This is a genomic window from Mycobacterium gastri, from assembly GCF_002102175.1.
GTDB lineage: Bacteria > Actinomycetota > Actinomycetes > Mycobacteriales > Mycobacteriaceae > Mycobacterium > Mycobacterium gastri.
Map to the genome: position 1 here is coordinate 1 of NZ_LQOX01000024.1, position 16,869 is coordinate 16,869.

15 protein-coding genes and 1 tRNA gene are annotated in these 16,869 nt (G+C 65.9%); 8 read left to right on the plus strand and 8 right to left on the minus strand.

The genetic code is table 11. The annotated features are described in order from the left end of the window. The 5 genes from AWC07_RS02445 to AWC07_RS02465 all read left to right on the plus strand — a co-directional run. Nucleotides 1-309: PPE family protein, SVP subgroup (locus AWC07_RS02445; protein ID WP_425271210.1), on the plus strand; the 309-nt coding region annotated here is incomplete at its 5' end. A 78-nt stretch (nt 310-387) separates the two neighbouring features. Further along, nucleotides 388-1,671, plus strand: a complete 1,284-nt coding sequence (locus AWC07_RS02450) for a hypothetical protein (protein WP_139829488.1) — start codon at nt 388-390, stop codon at nt 1,669-1,671. 35 nt (nt 1,672-1,706) lie between these two features. Next, nucleotides 1,707-2,402 carry a glycosyltransferase family 2 protein gene (locus tag AWC07_RS02455; protein ID WP_036405689.1) on the plus strand — a complete coding sequence of 232 codons (696 nt, stop codon included), beginning with the start codon at nt 1,707-1,709 and terminating at the stop codon, nt 2,400-2,402. Beyond that, a complete protein-coding gene (locus AWC07_RS02460) occupies nt 2,399-2,737 on the plus strand; it encodes a DUF2304 domain-containing protein (protein WP_023368557.1) in 339 nt (112 codons plus the stop codon). The genes AWC07_RS02455 and AWC07_RS02460 overlap by 4 nt, the downstream gene beginning before the upstream one ends. A 221-nt stretch (nt 2,738-2,958) precedes the next feature. Next, complete coding sequence (locus AWC07_RS02465; protein WP_085104933.1) at nt 2,959-5,856, plus strand: ATP-binding protein; 2,898 nt, start codon at nt 2,959-2,961, stop codon at nt 5,854-5,856. Between the two features lie 226 nt (nt 5,857-6,082). Here the strand turns inward: AWC07_RS02465 and AWC07_RS02470 are convergent, their stop codons facing one another. After that, the gene (locus tag AWC07_RS02470) at nt 6,083-7,027 is read right to left on the minus strand and encodes an NAD-dependent epimerase/dehydratase family protein (RefSeq protein ID WP_036418092.1); all 945 of its coding nucleotides are present in this window, start codon (nt 7,025-7,027) and stop codon (nt 6,083-6,085) included. Here AWC07_RS02470 and AWC07_RS02475 point away from each other — a divergent pair. After that, nucleotides 6,993-8,807, plus strand: coding sequence for a hypothetical protein (locus tag AWC07_RS02475; protein ID WP_036418094.1), 1,815 nt, complete (start codon nt 6,993-6,995; stop codon nt 8,805-8,807). The two genes, AWC07_RS02470 and AWC07_RS02475, sit on opposite strands and share 35 nt — an antisense overlap. Nucleotides 8,808-9,388: 581 nt before the next feature. Here AWC07_RS02475 and AWC07_RS26470 read toward each other — a convergent pair. The 5 genes from AWC07_RS26470 to AWC07_RS02500 form a co-directional block, all read right to left on the minus strand. Continuing rightward, complete coding sequence (locus AWC07_RS26470) at nt 9,389-9,820, minus strand: hypothetical protein (RefSeq protein ID WP_139829490.1); 432 nt, start codon at nt 9,818-9,820, stop codon at nt 9,389-9,391. Next, complete coding sequence (locus tag AWC07_RS26475; RefSeq protein ID WP_139829491.1) at nt 9,817-10,332, minus strand: hypothetical protein; 516 nt, start codon at nt 10,330-10,332, stop codon at nt 9,817-9,819. The genes AWC07_RS26470 and AWC07_RS26475 overlap by 4 nt, the downstream gene beginning before the upstream one ends. Beyond that, nucleotides 10,329-11,111: a TIGR04255 family protein gene (locus AWC07_RS02490; protein WP_167380002.1), complete on the minus strand. Its 783-nt coding sequence runs from the start codon at nt 11,109-11,111 to the stop codon at nt 10,329-10,331. The genes AWC07_RS26475 and AWC07_RS02490 overlap by 4 nt, the downstream gene beginning before the upstream one ends. A 440-nt stretch (nt 11,112-11,551) precedes the next feature. Further along, nucleotides 11,552-11,627, minus strand: a tRNA-Thr gene (locus tag AWC07_RS02495). Nucleotides 11,628-11,681: 54 nt separating this feature from the next. Then, nucleotides 11,682-12,896 carry a DNA polymerase III subunit delta' gene (locus tag AWC07_RS02500; RefSeq protein ID WP_139829492.1) on the minus strand — a complete coding sequence of 405 codons (1,215 nt, stop codon included), beginning with the start codon at nt 12,894-12,896 and terminating at the stop codon, nt 11,682-11,684. Between the two features lie 81 nt (nt 12,897-12,977). Here AWC07_RS02500 and AWC07_RS02505 point away from each other — a divergent pair, with 81 nt between their 5' ends. Then, a complete protein-coding gene (locus AWC07_RS02505) occupies nt 12,978-14,651 on the plus strand; it encodes an adenylate/guanylate cyclase domain-containing protein (protein WP_244187444.1) in 1,674 nt (557 codons plus the stop codon). A gap of 44 nt (nt 14,652-14,695) precedes the next feature. On the opposite strand, the gene AWC07_RS02510 is transcribed toward AWC07_RS02505, so the two are convergent. Further along, on the minus strand, nt 14,696-15,088 hold the full coding sequence (locus tag AWC07_RS02510; RefSeq protein WP_036419182.1) for a nuclear transport factor 2 family protein: 393 nt from the start codon (nt 15,086-15,088) through the stop codon (nt 14,696-14,698). 102 nt (nt 15,089-15,190) lie between these two features. Then, the gene (locus AWC07_RS02515) at nt 15,191-15,490 is read right to left on the minus strand and encodes a hypothetical protein (protein ID WP_139829493.1); all 300 of its coding nucleotides are present in this window, start codon (nt 15,488-15,490) and stop codon (nt 15,191-15,193) included. A 208-nt stretch (nt 15,491-15,698) separates the two neighbouring features. Here AWC07_RS02515 and AWC07_RS02520 point away from each other — a divergent pair, with 208 nt between their 5' ends. Further along, complete coding sequence (locus tag AWC07_RS02520; protein WP_036419179.1) at nt 15,699-16,796, plus strand: helix-turn-helix transcriptional regulator; 1,098 nt, start codon at nt 15,699-15,701, stop codon at nt 16,794-16,796. Nucleotides 16,797-16,869 lie beyond the last annotated feature (73 nt).

Here is a 16,869-nt window from a genome sequence, read left to right on the forward strand (position 1 = left end):
GGTATAGGCGCGGAGTTGGGGAAGGCGCGGTTGGTGGGGGCGATGTCGGTGCCGCCGACGTGGGCGGGGTCGATGCCCAGGGGGCTGTCGTCGGCGGCGATGGCGGGGTTGGGCGGTTTGCCCACTGCGGCGGAGCTGGCGCAGGCAGCCGGAGCGGCCGGCACTGGCGGGATGCCGATGATGCCGATGCCGATGGGCGCCGGTGGTGCCGGGGCGGGGATGCCCGCCGCGATGATGGGCCGTGGGGGCGCGAATCCGCATGTGGTGCAGTCACGCCCGAGTGTGATCCCGCGTACCGGTGTCGGATAGGGCAGGGGCCTGACCGGCCTCACGAACGCGGGCGGCCGGCCCGCTTAGTATGTGCGAACGTGGCACGCATCGGGTCGGTTGGCCGTTAATGCGGCCACGGTGACCGACGTCGGGGGTTCCGCGGGCACGGCTCCAGGCCCTGGCAGGCCCATCACCCGCGGCAGCGTCGCCCGGGTCGGCATAGCCACCGCCGTCACCGGCCTGTGCGGCTACGCGGTGATCTACCTGGCCGCCCGCAATCTCGCGCCGAGCGGCTTCTCGGTCTTCGGGGTGTTCTGGGGCGCTTTCGGGCTGGTCACCGGGGCTGCCTTCGGATTGCTGCAAGAAACCACCCGGGAAGTCCGCTCGATGCAGTACCTGGACGTATTGCCGGACGGCGGTCGTATTCATCCGCTGCGGGCCGCCGCACTGGTCGGCGTCGCCGCAGCCGTCGTCATCGCCGGGAGCGCGCCGCTGTGGAGCGGGCGGATGTTCGTCGAGGCGCGGTGGCTGTCGGTGGGTCTGCTCAGCGTCGGGCTGGCTGGATTCTGCCTGCACGCCACGCTGATGGGCATGCTGGCCGGCATGAACCGGTGGACCCAATACGGAGCGTTGATGGTGACCGACGCGGTAATCAGGGTGGCGGTGGCCGCGGGCACGTTCGTCGTCGGATGGGGCCTGGCCGGTTTCCTGTGGGCCACCGTGGCCGGCTCGGTGGCCTGGCTGATCATGCTGGCGACGTCGCCCACCACGCGCGTTACCGCACGCTTGCTGACGCCCGGCAACACCGCCACGTTCCTGCGGGGCGCGGCTCATTCGATTACCGCGGCAGGTGCCAGCGCGGTCCTGGTGATGGGTTTCCCGGTGCTGCTGAAACTGACCTCCGACGAGTTGGGCGCCCGGGGCGGCGTCGTCATCCTGGCGGTGACGTTGACCCGAGCCCCGCTGCTGGTGCCGCTGACGGCCATGCAGGGAAACCTCATCGCCCATTTCGTCGACGAAAGCACTCACCGGCTTCGCGCGCTGCTGTCGCCGGCGGCGGTGATCGGCGGCATCGGCGCGGTCGGGGTGCTGGCGGCCGGGGTGGTGGGCCCGTGGCTGCTGCGCGCGCTGTTCGGGGCGCAATACCAGGCCAGCGGCGCGCTGCTGGCCTGGCTGACGGCCGCCGCGGTGGCGATCGCCATGCTGACGCTCACCGGCGCCGCCGCGGTGGCGGCCGCGCTGCACCGGGCGTATTCGCTGGGCTGGGTCGGCGCGACGGTGGCCTCGGGCTTCTTGCTGTTGTTGCCGACGCCGCTGGAGATCCGCACGGTGGTCGCATTGTTGTGCGGCCCGCTGATGGGCATCGGCGTTCATCTGGCGGCGCTGGCCCGTAGCCGATGATCACTGCAGGCCCAACGTGTAACTTGTGGACTCAAATGACCTCGCATTACTCCGACGTCTGGATCATCATCCCCGCCTTCAACGAAGCCGCTGTGATCGGCGACGTGATTGCCGATGTGCGATCCGTCTTCGACCACGTCGTCTGCGTCGACGACGGCAGCACCGACGGCACCGGGGACATCGCCCTGAGGGCCGGCGCCCACCTGGTGCGCCATCCGGTCAACCTGGGCCAGGGCGCGGCCATCCAGACCGGCGTCGAGTACGCCCGCAGCCGGCCCGGTGCTCAGGTGTTCGCGACGTTCGACGCCGACGGCCAGCACCGCGTCAAGGACGTGGCCGCCATGATCGACCGGCTGTCCGCCGGTGACGTGGACGTGCTGATCGGGACGCGGTTCGGCGGCTCCGTCACCAACCGTCCACCGCTGCTGAAGCGACTCGTGCTGCAGACCGCGGCGCGGTTGAGCCGACGCGGACGGCGGCTCGGCTTGACCGATACCAACAACGGACTGCGGGTGTTCAACAAGACGGTGGCCGACGGCCTGAACCTCACCATGAGCGGCATGAGCCACGCCACCGAGTTCGTCATGTTGATCGCCGAAAACCATTGGCGGGTAGCCGAAGAGCCCGTCGAGGTGCTCTACACCGAGTATTCGAAGTCCAAGGGCCAGCCGCTGCTCAACGGCGTCAACATCATTTTCGACGGGTTCCTGCGAGGAAGGATACGGCGTTGAACTGGATCCAGGTGCTGCTGATCGGGTCGATCGTCGTTCTGCTGGTGTATCTGCTGCGGTCGCGCCGCAGCGCGCGCTCGCGGGCGTGGGTCAAGGTGGGGTACGTGTTGTTCGTGCTGGGCGGCGTCTACGCGGTGCTGCGGCCGGACGACACCACGGTGGTCGCCCACTGGTTCGGGGTGCGCCGCGGCACCGACCTGATGCTCTACGCGCTGATCATGGCGTTCAGTTTCACCACGCTGAGCACCTATATGCGGTTCAAGGACCTGGAGTTGCGCTACGCGCGGTTGGCCCGGGCAGTCGCGCTCGAGGGCGCTCAAGCGCCGCAGGCGTGACCGCAACGCAGCATCGGCGCGTTCAGCAGTCCGGCGGGTTCAGCTTCACCTAACGGCGTCAATTCATCGGCGTCGCTGCCCTGCTGGGTGTACATTGCGGCTCAAGTCCAGGTGTTTCGCGGGCTCTTCGACTTCATCTGAAGTCACCGGGAGTTGCCGGCGTTCGCCCCTGATGTTGCCCGTCGACGGTTCGCCGCGGACACGGGGAGAAGGTGCACTGCATGTCAGTCGAGTTCTGTTTGCTCGGCGACGTCGCGGTGCACGTCGACGGGCAGCGGCTCGACATCGGTCACGCGCGGCAGCGCTGCGTGCTGGTCGCGTTGCTGGTGGACGTCAACCACCCGGTTGCGGTGGACCATTTGGTTGATCACGTGTGGTCGGATCATCCGCCGCACCATGCTCGAAACTCGTTGGCCGGGTATGTGTCTCGACTGCGGAGTCTGTTTTCGGACACCCAGGGAGTGACGCTTGCGCGTGAGCCGGGCGGATATGTGCTGAGGACCGACGCAATGTCGGTGGACCTGCATCGGTTCCGGCACGTGGTACGTCAAGCTCGCGGCTGCCAGGAGCCGCTGCAGGCCGCCGACCTGTTCGAACGGGCCCTGGGAATCTGGCGTGGCGAGCCGTTTCCCGCGCTGGACACACCATGGATCAACGGCCTGCGCACCACTCTGCTGGGCGAGCGGCTATCGGTGGTGTTGGACCGCAATGACGTCGCACTCCGGGTGGGACGCCACAGCGAGGTGCTGGTGGAACTCACCGCGGCGCATGCCGCTCACCCGCTCGACGAACGCCTGGCCGGACAGCTAATGCTGGCCCAGTACCGCGGTGGCCGACAGGCGGATGCGCTGGACACCTACCGGCAGATGCGGCAGCGGCTTGCCGACGAGCTCGGTGTCGATCCCGGCGCGTCGCTGGACCGGGTGCACCAGCAGATTCTTTCCGGCGACGAGCAACCGCCGGGCTGGGCATTGACGCCCCACCTGGTGCCGGATCGGCCGCATTCGGCGCTGCTGCGGCGAGCGACCAGCTTCGTCGGCCACAAACACGAAGTGGCGCGCGTGCTCGAGTCGATGGGCGAAGGTCCGCTGGTGACGTTGACCGGAGTTGGCGGCGTCGGCAAGACGCGGCTTGCGTTCGAGGTCGCGCGGCGAGAACAAGACCGTTTCAGCGACGGTGTAGCCATCTGCGAACTGGCCCCGCTGGAGCATGGCGCAGCGGTCAGCCACGCCGTCGCGACCGCCTTGCATCTGCAGCAACAGCAAGGGTTGGGCATCGAGGAATCGGTGATCGAATACCTGCGGTCCCGCGAGGTACTTCTGATCGCCGACAACTGCGAGCATGTCGTGGAAGCGGTCGCCAAACTGCTGGCGCGGATCATCCAGCACTGCCCGAAAGTGGCGATGCTGGCGACCAGTCGCCAACCACTTGCGATCGACGGCGAGCGGATTGTGGTCGTTCCGCCGCTGACCGTCGACGATGCCACCCACTTGTTTGCTGATAGAGCCCGAGCGGGCCGGCCGGATTTTCATCTCCAAGATCAGCCGGAAGGCGCGGTCGCGGAGATCTGCCAGCTGGTGGATTGCCTACCGCTGGCAGTGGAGCTGGCGGCGGCCCGGATGCGGGTGATGAGCAGTACCGACGTCATACGGCGTCTCGACACTCTTGGTGTGTTGCGTGGCGGCGCACGCGGCAGCCTGCCGCGCCAGCAAAGCATGTCCGCCGCGATCGACTGGTCGTATCAGCTGCTCACCCAGGCTGAACAAGCCCTGTTTGTGCGGCTCTCCGTCTTCGCCGGGAGCTTCGACCTGGATGCCGCGCACGGCGTGTGCGGCTTCGACGGCGACGTCGCAGAGGACACGCTGGACCTGCTCGCCGGTCTGGTCGACAAGTCGATGGTGGTGGTGCGCAGCGTCACCGACCGGACGCGCTACGGCGTCCTGGAAACCCTTCGGGCCTTCGGCCGCGAGCACCTGCGCGAAGCTGGACTCGCCGATACCTATGCCGCCCGGCATGCGGCCTACTACACCGAATTGGCCGAGCGCGCCGCGACCGGACTGCACGATAGCCAGGAGCGGGACTGGGTCGAGCGGATGATGCCGGACTACGACAACCTTCGCGCCGCGTTCGAGCACGCGATGGCCGACACCGACACCGAGCTTGCCCTTCGTCTGGTCGCGGCATTACCCGAGCTTCTCGGGCTACGCATTGGCTACGAAATGGCCGGGTGGGCCGAACGCCTGATCACTGTCACTCGACCCGAGCATCCGTTGTTCGCCACAGCCGTCGGGGTGGCGGCACGCGGCGCCTGGGCCCGCGGCGACTATGCCCACGCGCGGTCGCTGGCGGGGGTCGCCCAGGGGCGAGTGCCCCGCCCGGGTACCGCGCGGGTGGCCTACCCGGCAGATGTCCTCGCCGACGTCATTTTCTTTGAGGGCGATTCGCAGTGGGCCCTGGATTACTGGGAAGGCGAGGTGACCCGCGCGCGCGCTGATGCCGACCCGATCCGGCTGGTGTGGACGCTGTATGAGGTTGCGGTCTGTTCGGGCGCGCTGGGCAAACCGGACTACGGCCTGCCCGCTGCGCAGGAGGCGGTGACGCTCGCCGACAGCACCGGCAACCCGACGGCACGGTCGATGGCCTACTTTGCCCTTGGCTACCTGCTCAAGAGATCGGAGCCGGTGCGCGCGACGGCCCTGTTCGACAAGGCGGCGCAGCTGGCCGCGGCGGTGCAGAACTTCTGGCATGGCGGCACCGCATTGATGTCGGCCGCAGCCACCCGCGCCGTGCACGGTGATCCGATCGAGGCGGCGCGGATGTTCATCGAGGTGCTCGACCATTGGGACCGGGTCGGAGACTGGTTCGAGCAAGGGGCGGCGCTGCGGTACATCACGCGGTTGTTGGTCCGGTTGGGCGCCGACGACGATGCCGCCTTCCTCCACTGCGCGTTTATCAAGGCGGGCATGCCGTCGCCGTTGCGCGACGAACAATTGGAGATTCTGGTCGACCGTTTGGGCGCGGATGGATTCGAGGCGCACCGCGTCTCAGTCAGCGACAGCGCCGCGATGGTGGCTCGGGCTCGGTCGAGTCTGCACCGATACGTCACTCCCGTTGGGTGATGCGCTGACCAGGCCACACGGGCCGCACAACGCATTTCACGATTCGTCGAGGCCTGCCGCACCCCCGGCGGCGACGGACCGGCACGCGGCGGCGACGGTGGCCATGGCGCCAGCGGCGGCCTCGCCGGCGGCGACGAGCGGTCGCGGCGGATTGGTTGGCGGCCCCGGGCAACAGGTCCCCACGGATAGCGGCCGCGCGCCAGCTCGGTCAGCTAGGACCGGTAGATCACCCGGAGTGCTTGTGCCGGAAGTACTCCACCGTGCGACGCACACCCTCGGCCAGCTCCACCCGGGGCCGCCACCCCAAAACCCGTTCGGCCAAGCCGATGTCGAGGCAGGACCGCTGCAGATCGCCGAGGCGATCCGGGTGGAACTCCGGGTCGTCGGGTCCGCCGACCGCCGCCGCCACCGCCGAATGCAGTTGGCGGTCCGACGTTTCGATGCCGGTGCCGACGTTGAAACGCTGCCCGCCGCCCGCTTCGCCGGAGGCCTTGACGAAGGCGTCCACCACGTCGTCGACGAACACGTAGTCGCGCGTCTTGCCGCCGTCGCCGAACACCTTGGTGGGCTTGCCCGACAGCAGCGCCTGGGCGAAGATCGCCACCACACCCGCCTCGCCGTGCGGATCCTGGCGGGGGCCGTAGACATTGGCCGGCGCGATGTGCGAACAGTCCAGACCGTACAGATGCCGGAAGGTGTTCAGGTAGATCTCGCCGGCCACCTTGCCCGCGGCGTACGGCGAAGCAGGATCAGTCGGCACGGTCTCGGGAGTCGGGTACACCGGCGGGACGCCGTAAATGGATCCGCCCGAGGAGGTGTGCACGATCTTGCGGACCCTGGTGCGGCGCGCCGCTTCGGCCAGCCGTACCGTGCCGATGACGTTCACCTCGGCGTCGAATTGCGGGTCGGCCACCGACTGCCGGACGTCGATCTGCGCCGCCAGGTGAAACACCACCTCCGGCCGGTGCTGTTCGAGGATGGCCCGCAAATCGGCGGTCACGATGTCGGCCTCGACGAAAACGTGTGCGGGGTGCTCGGCGAGGTGCTCGAGGTTGGTGGCCCGGCCGGTCGCGAAATTGTCCAGCCCGACTACCGTGTGACCGTCTGCCAGCAGACGGTCGACTAGCGTCGATCCGATGAAACCGGCTGCCCCGGTGACGAGTGCGCGCACCGGCCCACCATACAGAGTGGCGTTGGCGGCCGCGTTGCTCATCACCGTTCAGCTGGGCGTTCGTGCGGCGCTGGCATTCGGCGGGTACTTCTACTGGGACGATCTGATCCTGGTGGGCAAGGCCGGCACGCAGGGTCTGCTGTCGCCGACGTACTTGTTCGACGACCATGACGGCCACGTGATGCCGGGCGCTTTCCTGGTTGGCGGCGCGATCACTCGGGTGGCGCCACTGGTCTGGACCGGCCCGGCGATCAGCCTGGTGGTGCTGCAGCTGCTGGCTTCGCTGGCATTGCTACGCGCGCTGCAGGTGATCCTGGGCTGGCGTCCGGTTCTGTTGATTCCCTTGACGTTCGCGTTGTTCACCCCGCTGGGGGTGCCCGGGTTCGCGTGGTGGGCGGCGGCGCTGAACTCGTTGCCGATGCTGGCGGCGCTCACTTGGGTGTGCGGCGATGCTGTGCTGCTGGTGCGTACCGGCCGTCAGCGGTACGCGGCAACCGGGATGCTGGCCTACTTCGGGGGCCTGCTGTTCTTCGAAAAGGCCGCGGTAATCCCGTTTGTCGCGTTTGCGGTGGCCGCGCTGTGGTGTCACGTCGGCGGCGACCCGAGGGCGCTGCGGACGGTATGGCGGGCAGGCTTACAACTGTGGACGCCGGCACTGGTCCTGACCGCCGCCTGGGTGGGGCTGTATCTGGCGGTGGTCAACCAGAAACGGTGGAGCTCGGACCTTTCGATGACGTGGAATCTGCTGTCCCGCTCGATCACCCACGGCATCGTGCCGGGCCTGGCCGGCGGGCCCTGGCACTGGGATCGCTGGGCGCCGTCGTCGCCGTGGGGCACGCCGCCGCCAGCGGTGATGACCCTCGGCTGGTTGGTGTTGCTTGGTGTGCTTGGGCTTTCGTTGATCCGCAAGCGGCGGATCGGTGCGGTCTGGTTGACCGCGGCAGGATATACGGTCGCCTGCCAGGTGCCGATTTATCTGATGCGCTCGTCACGCTTCACCGCGCTCGAGTTGGCCCAAACACTAAGGTATTTGCCGGATCTCGTGGTCGTGCTGGCGCTGCTGGCCGCCGTCGCCTTGGCCGCGCCCAACCGGGAAACACCGTGGCTGGACTGGCTGGACTCCTCGCCGCTGCGCGCTGCCGTGACGACCGGCCTGACGGCGCTGTTCCTGGCCAGCAGCCTGTATTCCACTGCGACATTCCTGACCAGTTGGCGCGACAACCCAACCAAGCCGTACCTGCAGAATGCGAAAGCCAGTCTGGCTGCGGCACATGCTGATTCGAATGCGCCGCTGCTTGATCAGGAAGTCGACCCGCTGGTGCTGCAGCGGGTGGCCTGGCCGGAGAACCTGGCCAGCCACATGTTCGCCCTGCTGCGCGACCGGCCCGAATTCGAAACGGCGACAACACGGTTGCGCATGTTCACCAGCTCGGGCCGACTGGTCGACGCGCGAGTGACCTGGGTCCGCACGATTGTTCCCGGCCCGCTGCCGCACTGCGGCTACTTCACCCAGCCGGACCAGCCGACGCGGCTGATCCTCGACGGCCCGCTGCTGCCCGCCGACTGGACGGTCGAACTCAACTACCTGGCCAACAGCGACGGATCCATGACGCTGTCGCTGTCCGAGGGACCCGAACGGAAAGTTCCGGTGCATCCGGGCCTCAACCGCGTCTACGCCCGGCTGCCCGGCGCCGGGGATGCGATCACGGTGCGGGCCAACACCACCGCGCTATCGCTGTGCCTCGCGTCGGGTCCGGTGGGTTACCTGGCGCCCGGTTGATGGTCCAATCCGGGTGCGCGGAAATTCGGATCAACTTCGGAGCCACTTATCATTGCGAGTGGGCGGAGTTGAGTCCACAAGAGTCTGTTAATCTATTGGGCCGCAAGGCTATACAGGTGAAGCATCCAGCTGAGTACACGCATACGGCATGATCTCGGCGTTTTGGCTCAGGAAGGTGGAGAGTCGGGCAACGGAACGCCATGACGGAACATACGTGCCCGCAGTGGGAAACCTGCTGTTCGCACGGACCTGGACGGACCGGCACCCAGTGGCCGCAGTCGCGTTGGGACGATGACCGCGAGCGTCGGCCTCGGACGCGCTGGCGGCTGATGCAGACTAACGCCAAGCACTGATGGCACTCCGGTGGCGCTTTTCAGGGTCGACGGTTGAAAGTCACACGGCCCACCTGGCCACCAGCATCACAGCTGTACCTCAACGGATCTGTAGCGAAGGGTGTTGGCAGATCCGCCGACGTACTGGGACCAGTTACCAACCCAACCGATTTGGACAACACCGAACTGCTCCGGATTCATACCCCGCCGGGTCGATTCCGATATCAAATCGAATCGGTGTCAACTTACTTAGCCCCAATGCACTATTAGTGCAGTCACGGCAAGAGCCGAAGTCCGCTTCTTACGCTGTTTCGAACCGACGTCATCGTCGTGAACGATCAGTGCGTGGGCTTCGTCTCGAGGCTGGAGCTCTTCCTTCGTGATGTAGTTGGGGTTCGGGTCGCGAGCTACGCCAAGGCCGCATTCCCGCACGTCGCAAGCACGCACCGAGAGTATGCCATTACGTGGGTCATTCTTTACAACGAGATAATCCAGTCCGAGGTCCGTCAGAACGCTCTGGAGGTAGCAGGACACGCCGTCCTCGTTCCAGACGAATGCCCCAGACCGAACTCGATGACCTTGCCTGCCTTCGTCGAAGATTGTCCAGTTCTCTAACGGAAGTTCCGGTGCCCGCCAATAAAGCGTATCGGCGCCATCGATGGACGGGTCGTCCGGATTCACCGGATTGGCAGGCGATGTTGGATTCCTGTGCTGATCTTCTCAAGAAACCTTCCGGCGGAAACTAGAATTGGGACCAGCGTATCGACGTCATCCTGAAAATCCCATTCGAACGGACCAAACACGTACTCACCATTATCGCGTCGCCCGACGATGGAAAGGCAGTCCTGGAAATCGAGTGTGAGCTCGAGCGAGTCGCCAGAAACAAGCCATTGAATATCAAGGCCACCATCAGGTGTGGGCGCAATCTGCGGTGTGGCTAGACCATCGCTGGCGACGACTACGTTGAGCAACGACATGGCAAGGTTCGCGATCGCACTGTGAACTGGCGCCCACCCAATGGAACGGCCCGGCGCGTCTGCATCGGTCAGCGTAGCGATCCTCGTTTGGGCATATGTCAGTAGTTGAGATCGAGACGGAGTGACTTCTGGTAACCATGCCCGCTTCACCCAACGTCGCGTGGCAGCGTCCTGACGAACGCTGGACCTATCACGCCGAGACAGGGTTGCAGTCATTCCTTTCCCCACCTTTCATGCATCTTCAGCGTAGTTAGCTTCTCGAAGCCAGTGACACAGTATTCATGAGCAATGTCCAATCGCCGGAAAACGTCACCGTCGGATTCAGTGATGTTGATGCGCGTCACCACCTCGAGGTAACCGTGGCTCGCGTCGGATGTGGCCGTTGCAACGAGTTCGCCGACCACAGAACCGGGGTCACCCGGCTCAGCTACAGCCGCCGCAATTCGAACCTCGGGGGATGCGTTGGGAATTGCGTTCCACTCGGAATTCAACACTCCGATAGCGTCCTTCAGGTTCTCACCTGCTTCAAAGGCGAACCGGTTCACATAAGTGACAACAGCAGTCTGGGGTCGAAAGATTCCAGCGGAGCTTGCCGTGACGCGTTCGCGAAACTCCGCGAGGACTCTCTCGTAGACCTCACGCAGATGGTCATATCGAGGATACTGCCGATCGTCCCCAGGCGTCCTCCGCCAGTTGAGCAGCAGCCGGTCATTTTGGACCTGGAGCAATTCGTCTTCCTCATCGCTCATCATCCAGATCCTGATGGCGGGCAGATGCGACACCTGGAACTGGAAGCCGATCGGCCCGGTGGAAAACGATGCTGGCGGCAATGCAGGTTGCTCCTGGATCTTCGGGAACGCATCTCGCCACAGATCATGCAGTCGGACCAGTTGAACGGGGCCTAGCCCGGGCAGTTGCAGAAACTCGATGCCAACCGCTACTTCGACGACAGGCGGCGCCGCGAACGACGGGAGCGGTCCGACCCACCCGCTCAAGCCCACCCAACCATCTGTGCCCCCGTTCGTCGTGGTTACACAACTGTAGACCCGCATCACTCTGCTAAGTGCAATCTACCCATTTCCACCTGGCTCATCAGGTTAACGCTTGGACTGCCGTTATCAGTGTGACAGGCCCGGTCGCATCGGGTGAAGATTGCCGACGGTCCCGGTAGAACTGCAGGCCGCGGCTTCCCAGCACCCCTTCCGCCGACGCGAGACCGGTTGCCGCAGTTCGGGCACTTCCGCGAACCCGTAAACACATCCTCACCAGGGTGCACCACTCTTGGATGTTCCGCGATTTGTTCTAGGCGATCGAACTCGTGCCGAATTGTGTTGTTGCCCAGTTAATTACGTGGATAATGCGGCGCTCGTGCCGTCTTCGCGGACCAGCTTTCACTGAGAACCGCTATGCTGGCTAGGCGCCTTCCGCTGCAAGATGGAGCCGCCTGGGGGAATCGAACCCCCGACCTATTCATTACGAGTGAATCGCTCTACCGACTGAGCTAAGGCGGCTGTACCTGGTGGCGCCATCGCCGGGCGGCACGAGTCTACGGCAGGCGGGCAAAATCACCCAAGCTGCTGGCCGATGGTGGCGACCATGGCGTCGACCGCGAACTTGGGTTTGACGTTGATCGCCAGGGCTTCGCGGCAGGCCAACACGGCCTCGATGCAACGCAACAGCCGATCGGGCGTGGCATGCGCGGCCAGCGCCGCGGCCCGCTCGGTCATGTCCGGGTGATTGGCAGCTACCGTGGCCGCGTTCGCCGACACCAGCAACGCATCCCTGAAATAGCCCGCCAGGTCGATCAGTGCCCGGTCCAGCGCATCCCGCGAGGCGCGGGTTTGACGGGATTTCTGGCGTCGTTCCAGCTCTTTGATGGCGCCGGTGGCGCCGCGCATCGCCCCGGCGGTCCCCTTACCCGTGCCGCCGGCCCCCAGCGCCGTGCGCAGCTCCTCGGTCTCGGCCTCGGCCCGGTCCGCGGTCAGCACCAGCGCCTCGGCCTCGGCGGCGGCGACCAGCTCCTCGGCGGCGGCGTAGGCGCGCGACGGCGTCACGGCGTCGCGCGCCAGCCCCAGCGCCCGCTCCCGTCGCTGCCGGGCCTCCGGGTCGGTGGCCAGCCGCCGGGCCCGCCCCACATGACCGCCGCTGACCGACGCCGCCCAGGCCGCGGTTTCGGTATCCAGGCCGTCGCCGTCGGCAAGCACCCGGGCGATCGCCGCGGTCGAGGGCGTCACCAGCGCGACATGCCGACATCGGGATCGCAGCGTCACCGCAATGTCTTCGGGGTCCACCGAGGGCGCGCACAGCAGGAACACCGTCGAGGCCGGCGGCTCCTCCACCACCTTGAGCAGCGCGTTGGCGGCACCTTCGGTGAGCCGATCGGCGTCCTCGATCAGCACGATCTGGCGGTGTCCGGTGGTGGGCTTGCGCGACGCGATCTGCACGATGGCCCGCATCTCGTCGACGCCGATGGACAGGCCCTCGGGAATGACCCGCCGTACGTCGGCGTGGGTGCCGGCCATCGTCGTCGTGCAGGCCCGGCACCGCCCACATCCGGGACCCCCGTCGTCGGGATCGGCGGTGCATTGCAGCGCTGCCGCGAAGCACAATGCCGCCACCGACCGGCCAGAACCCGGTGGACCGGTGATCAGCCACGCATGTGTCATATTTCCGTCACCGGCGAGGCTGTGACGGTTGTCACCACGAGCCGACCTGGCGGCGGCGATCAGCTCGTTTTTCACCGCATCCTGGCCTACCAGCCGCGTAAACACCCCGGACATCATCGTCGACAGTATTAGCCCGCGATTAGTCCCCGCCGACAGAGACCGATTGGCCGCCGTTTCGCGACCATCCCGTGATCTTTGCGCGCTGCGGCCGGTCAGCGGCGACGTGCCGGGGCGGCCGTAAGTTTTCGGCCAGTCATCGCCGCCGGATACGGTGGGCTCGTGGCTACCGTGGCAGCATTGCCCGGGCGGATCAGCGCGTTCGTCCGGTGGGTGGTGCGCACTCCGTGGCCGGTGTTTTCGCTGAGCATGCTGCAGTCCGACATCATCGGGGCGCTCTTTGTCCTCGGCTTCCTGCGCTACGGCCTGCCACCCGGTGATCGGATCCAGCTGCAGGACCTGCCGCGCCTCAACCTGGTCATCTTCATACTTTCGGCGCACGCGGTGTTTTTCGCCGGGGTCGCGGCAAATTTCAAACTGCTGGTACCGGTTTTCCGATGGCAGCGCCGGGACAACCTGCTCGCCGAGGCTGATCCGGCCGCCACCGAGCTGGCCCGCAGGCGCGTACTACGTATGCCCTTCTACCGAACCGTGATCAGCCTGGTGGTGTGGGCCATCGGAAGTGCGGTCTTCATCGTGGCCAGCTGGTCGGTGGCCCGCTACGCCGCGCCCGTCGTAGCGGTCGCCACGGCGCTGGGCGCCACCGCGACCGCGATCATCGGCTACCTGCAGTCCGAGCGGGTCCTGCGGCCCGTCGCGGTGGCTGCGCTGCGCAGCGGTGTGCCGGAAAACCTGCGGACACCCGGCGTCATCCTGCGCTTGATGCTGGCCTGGGTACTGTCCACCGCGGTGCCGCTGCTGGCGATCGTGCTGGCGGTGGTGTCCGACAAGATAGCGTTGCTGCACACCGCACCGGAGAAGTTGTTCGATCCCATCCTGTTGCTGGCGTTGGCGGCACTGGGCATCGGGTTCGTCAGCACCCTGCTGGTGGCCATGTCGATCGCCGATCCGCTGCGCCAGCTGCGCTGGGCCCTCTCCGAGGTACAGCGCGGCAACTACAACGCCCACATGCAGATCTATGACGCCAGCGAGCTGGGCTTGCTGCAGGCCGGCTTCAACGACATGGTCCGGGACCTGTCCGAGCGGCAGCGGCTGCGTGACCTGTTCGGTCGCTATGTCGGCGAAGACGTGGCCCGCCGCGCCATCGAGCGCGGCACCGAGTTGGGCGGTCAGGAACGCGACGTGGCGGTGTTGTTCGTGGACCTGGTGGGCTCCACCCAGCTGGCCGCCACGCGACCGCCCGCCGAGGTGGTTCATCTGCTCAACGAATTCTTCCGGGTGGTGGTCGATACCGTCGGCCGGCACGGCGGCTTCGTCAACAAATTCCAGGGCGACGCCGCGCTGGCGATCTTCGGCGCACCGATCGAACACCCCGACGGTGCCGGCGCCGCATTATGTGCCGCGCGGGAACTGCACGACGCCCTCCTCCCGGTGCTGGGTTCGGCCGAGTTCGGAATCGGGGTGTCGGCCGGACGGGCCATCGCCGGGCACATCGGCGCGCAAGCCCGCTTCGAGTACACCGTGATCGGCGACCCGGTCAACGAGGCTGCGCGCCTCACCGAACTGGCCAAGCTCGAAGCGGGCCACGTGCTGGCGTCGGCCATCGCGGTCAGCGGCGCGCTCGACGCCGAGGCGCTGTGCTGGGATGTCGCCGAAGTCGTCGAGCTGCGGGGGCGCACCGCACCCACCCAGCTGGCCAGACCGCTCAATCTTGCTGCGCCCGAAGAGGTTTCCAGCGAGACGGGCAGCTAGATTCGCCGGGATGGCCCCCGGTTCGGCAGACTCTGCTTTGCCGGCTAGCTGGCCGCGACCGGCTTCTTGCCGTATTGCCGCTCCATCATCGCCGTGTCCCCGTACACCTGCACCCGTACCGATTTGCCGTCGCGCAGTGTGTAGACCTCGACGTCTTGACTGGTTTCGCCGCCAACGGTGGCGTCGCTGAACACGACCACCGTGTCGCCGTCGGCGATGAACCGGTGGGGCGTGACGGTCGGGGATTTCTCGCCCAATCGCCGCAGATACTCGCCGAGTTCGCCTTTGCCGTGATAGCGGCCGCTGATTGCGCTTTCACCCGGTTGGACCCATTCGATGTTCTCGTCGAACAGGCTCATCAACGTTTCGACGTCGCCCTCCGCGAAGGCTTGGTAGCCGCGCTTGACGACCTCGATGTTCTGGTCTTGCTCCGACACTGCCATCTCCTTTCGTGCGTATCCGATACTTGGACCGTAAAGGGCCGTACCAGGCCGCTTCGGCGGGCCACCGCGTTCGGGTGTAATGGCGCCATGGCGCCATTACAGGTGGTCCATCTGGCGTGACATCCACGCCACCTCGGAATAGCCGGCCTCACGACGCCGATATACCGGTCGCGGTTCGGGCAAGGTGATGTGGATGTGGCGGACCGCGTCAACCAAGGTTGCGCCCGGCCAGTGGTGGTGAATCGGTGCAGGCGGTGTCGACGTGGCTGCCGCACCGCTGAACTTGACGTCGTGCTCGCTGACGCGAACGTGCGCCGTCACGTGTTCAACGGAGCTGATTCCGGAACGAGCCTGGCCGACATCGGGCGCATGCGGGTGGGACAGTAAGTGCCACATGGTCGGAGCTCCTTCCAGAATTGGCGGCTCCCAGCCGGAGCGAGCAATTTCGAGCACTTCGAAGACAACCACCATGAGACGGCTCAAACCTCATCCATATAGATGAGATCGGGCTAATCTTTTTGGGAGACTCACGCCGATCTTCACAACGATTCACAGCGAAGAAGTTTCCGATGCGAGTACCGCGCGGCAAGTCGTGGGCCGGGCGATGGTTACGATTACGGACTTTTCGCGCCTGGTAGCTGGTGTCTACAGGGCGGCAGCCAGTCCGCAGCACTGGCAGCCGGCCATCCGCGACATCCACCGCGCGCTGGGCGGTACCGGCGGCTCGATGCTTCTGGGCGACGGTTCGGTCTGGTCGTTGCAGGATTCAACTCTTCCCGTGGCGGCACTCGAGAGCTACGCAAAGCATTACTACCAACTGGATTACGTACTCGCCGCGCTGCACAAAGCCCCGGTCGGTGTGGTGCGAACCGGTCCGGAAATTATTTTCCGGAATCGCAATCGCGAGTTCTACGCCGGCTGGATGCGCCCCAACGAACTCGAGGACGGTTTATTCGTCCGGCTGACCGGCGGCCCACGGCCAACATGTTTTCTGGTGGTGTCGCCGACACGGTCCTTCGACACCTCTGAGCGGGTCCAGCTGATGAGCGAGTTGGTCCCACACCTGCACCAGGCGGTACGCACACAGGACAAACTTCGGGCGCTCAACCGTGACGCCGTGGATCTGGCCGGCGCGCTGGATGCCGTCCGGAATGGAATAGTCATCGTAACGATCGAAAACGTTGTGGTGAACCTGAATTCGGCAGCCGAACGAATCCTTCGCACCGCCGACAGCCTGTGCATGCGGTCGCGACGCATCACCGCGACCTGCACGCAGGCCGAACGAGAGCTACACCTGGCCATCCACAATGCGCTCGGCGGCGTCCGCTGCGCCGTTCGCAGCGGACGGTCGCTCATCTGCGTTCGGCACTCCGGTAAGCGGCCCTATGTCATTCACGTCCTGCCGGCCCACCGGCGAGACGGTGACGAGCCTATGGGCCGGCCCACGGCCTTGGTGCTGATCATTGATCCCGAGGATGAACCCGAGCCACCCGCGGCGCTGTTACGACGGCTCTACCACCTCACCAAAGCCGAAGCCGACGTCGCGTTGCAGATGGTGCATGGCGCCGACGCCAAGCAAATTTCGGACGAGTTGTCGGTCTCGGTGACGACGGTGCGCACCCATCTGCAACACGTCTTCGAAAAAACCGATACCCACCGCCAAGTCGAGCTGGTACGGGTCCTGCTCGGGCTACGTCCCTAGCGGGAGTTTCCGCCCTGTGTAGTTGAGCGGCGTGTCTTTTGTTGTGGTGCTTGGTTTTTGACGCGTTTGGGTG

What these genes read in the sequence shown, in the direction of transcription:
- AWC07_RS02455 (WP_036405689.1), top strand. Translation starts at nt 1,707, where the DNA reads ATGACCTCGCATTACTCCGACGTCTGGATCATCATCCCCGCCTTCAAC.
- AWC07_RS02465 (WP_085104933.1), top strand. Translation starts at nt 2,959, where the DNA reads ATGTCAGTCGAGTTCTGTTTGCTCGGCGACGTCGCGGTGCACGTCGAC.
- AWC07_RS02475 (WP_036418094.1), top strand. Translation starts at nt 6,993, where the DNA reads ATGAAACCGGCTGCCCCGGTGACGAGTGCGCGCACCGGCCCACCATAC.
- AWC07_RS26475 (WP_139829491.1), bottom strand. Translation starts at nt 10,332, where the DNA reads ATGACTGCAACCCTGTCTCGGCGTGATAGGTCCAGCGTTCGTCAGGAC.
- AWC07_RS02500 (WP_139829492.1), bottom strand. Translation starts at nt 12,896, where the DNA reads ATGTCCGGGGTGTTTACGCGGCTGGTAGGCCAGGATGCGGTGAAAAAC.
- AWC07_RS02515 (WP_139829493.1), bottom strand. Translation starts at nt 15,490, where the DNA reads ATGTGGCACTTACTGTCCCACCCGCATGCGCCCGATGTCGGCCAGGCT.
- AWC07_RS02520 (WP_036419179.1), top strand. Translation starts at nt 15,699, where the DNA reads ATGGTTACGATTACGGACTTTTCGCGCCTGGTAGCTGGTGTCTACAGG.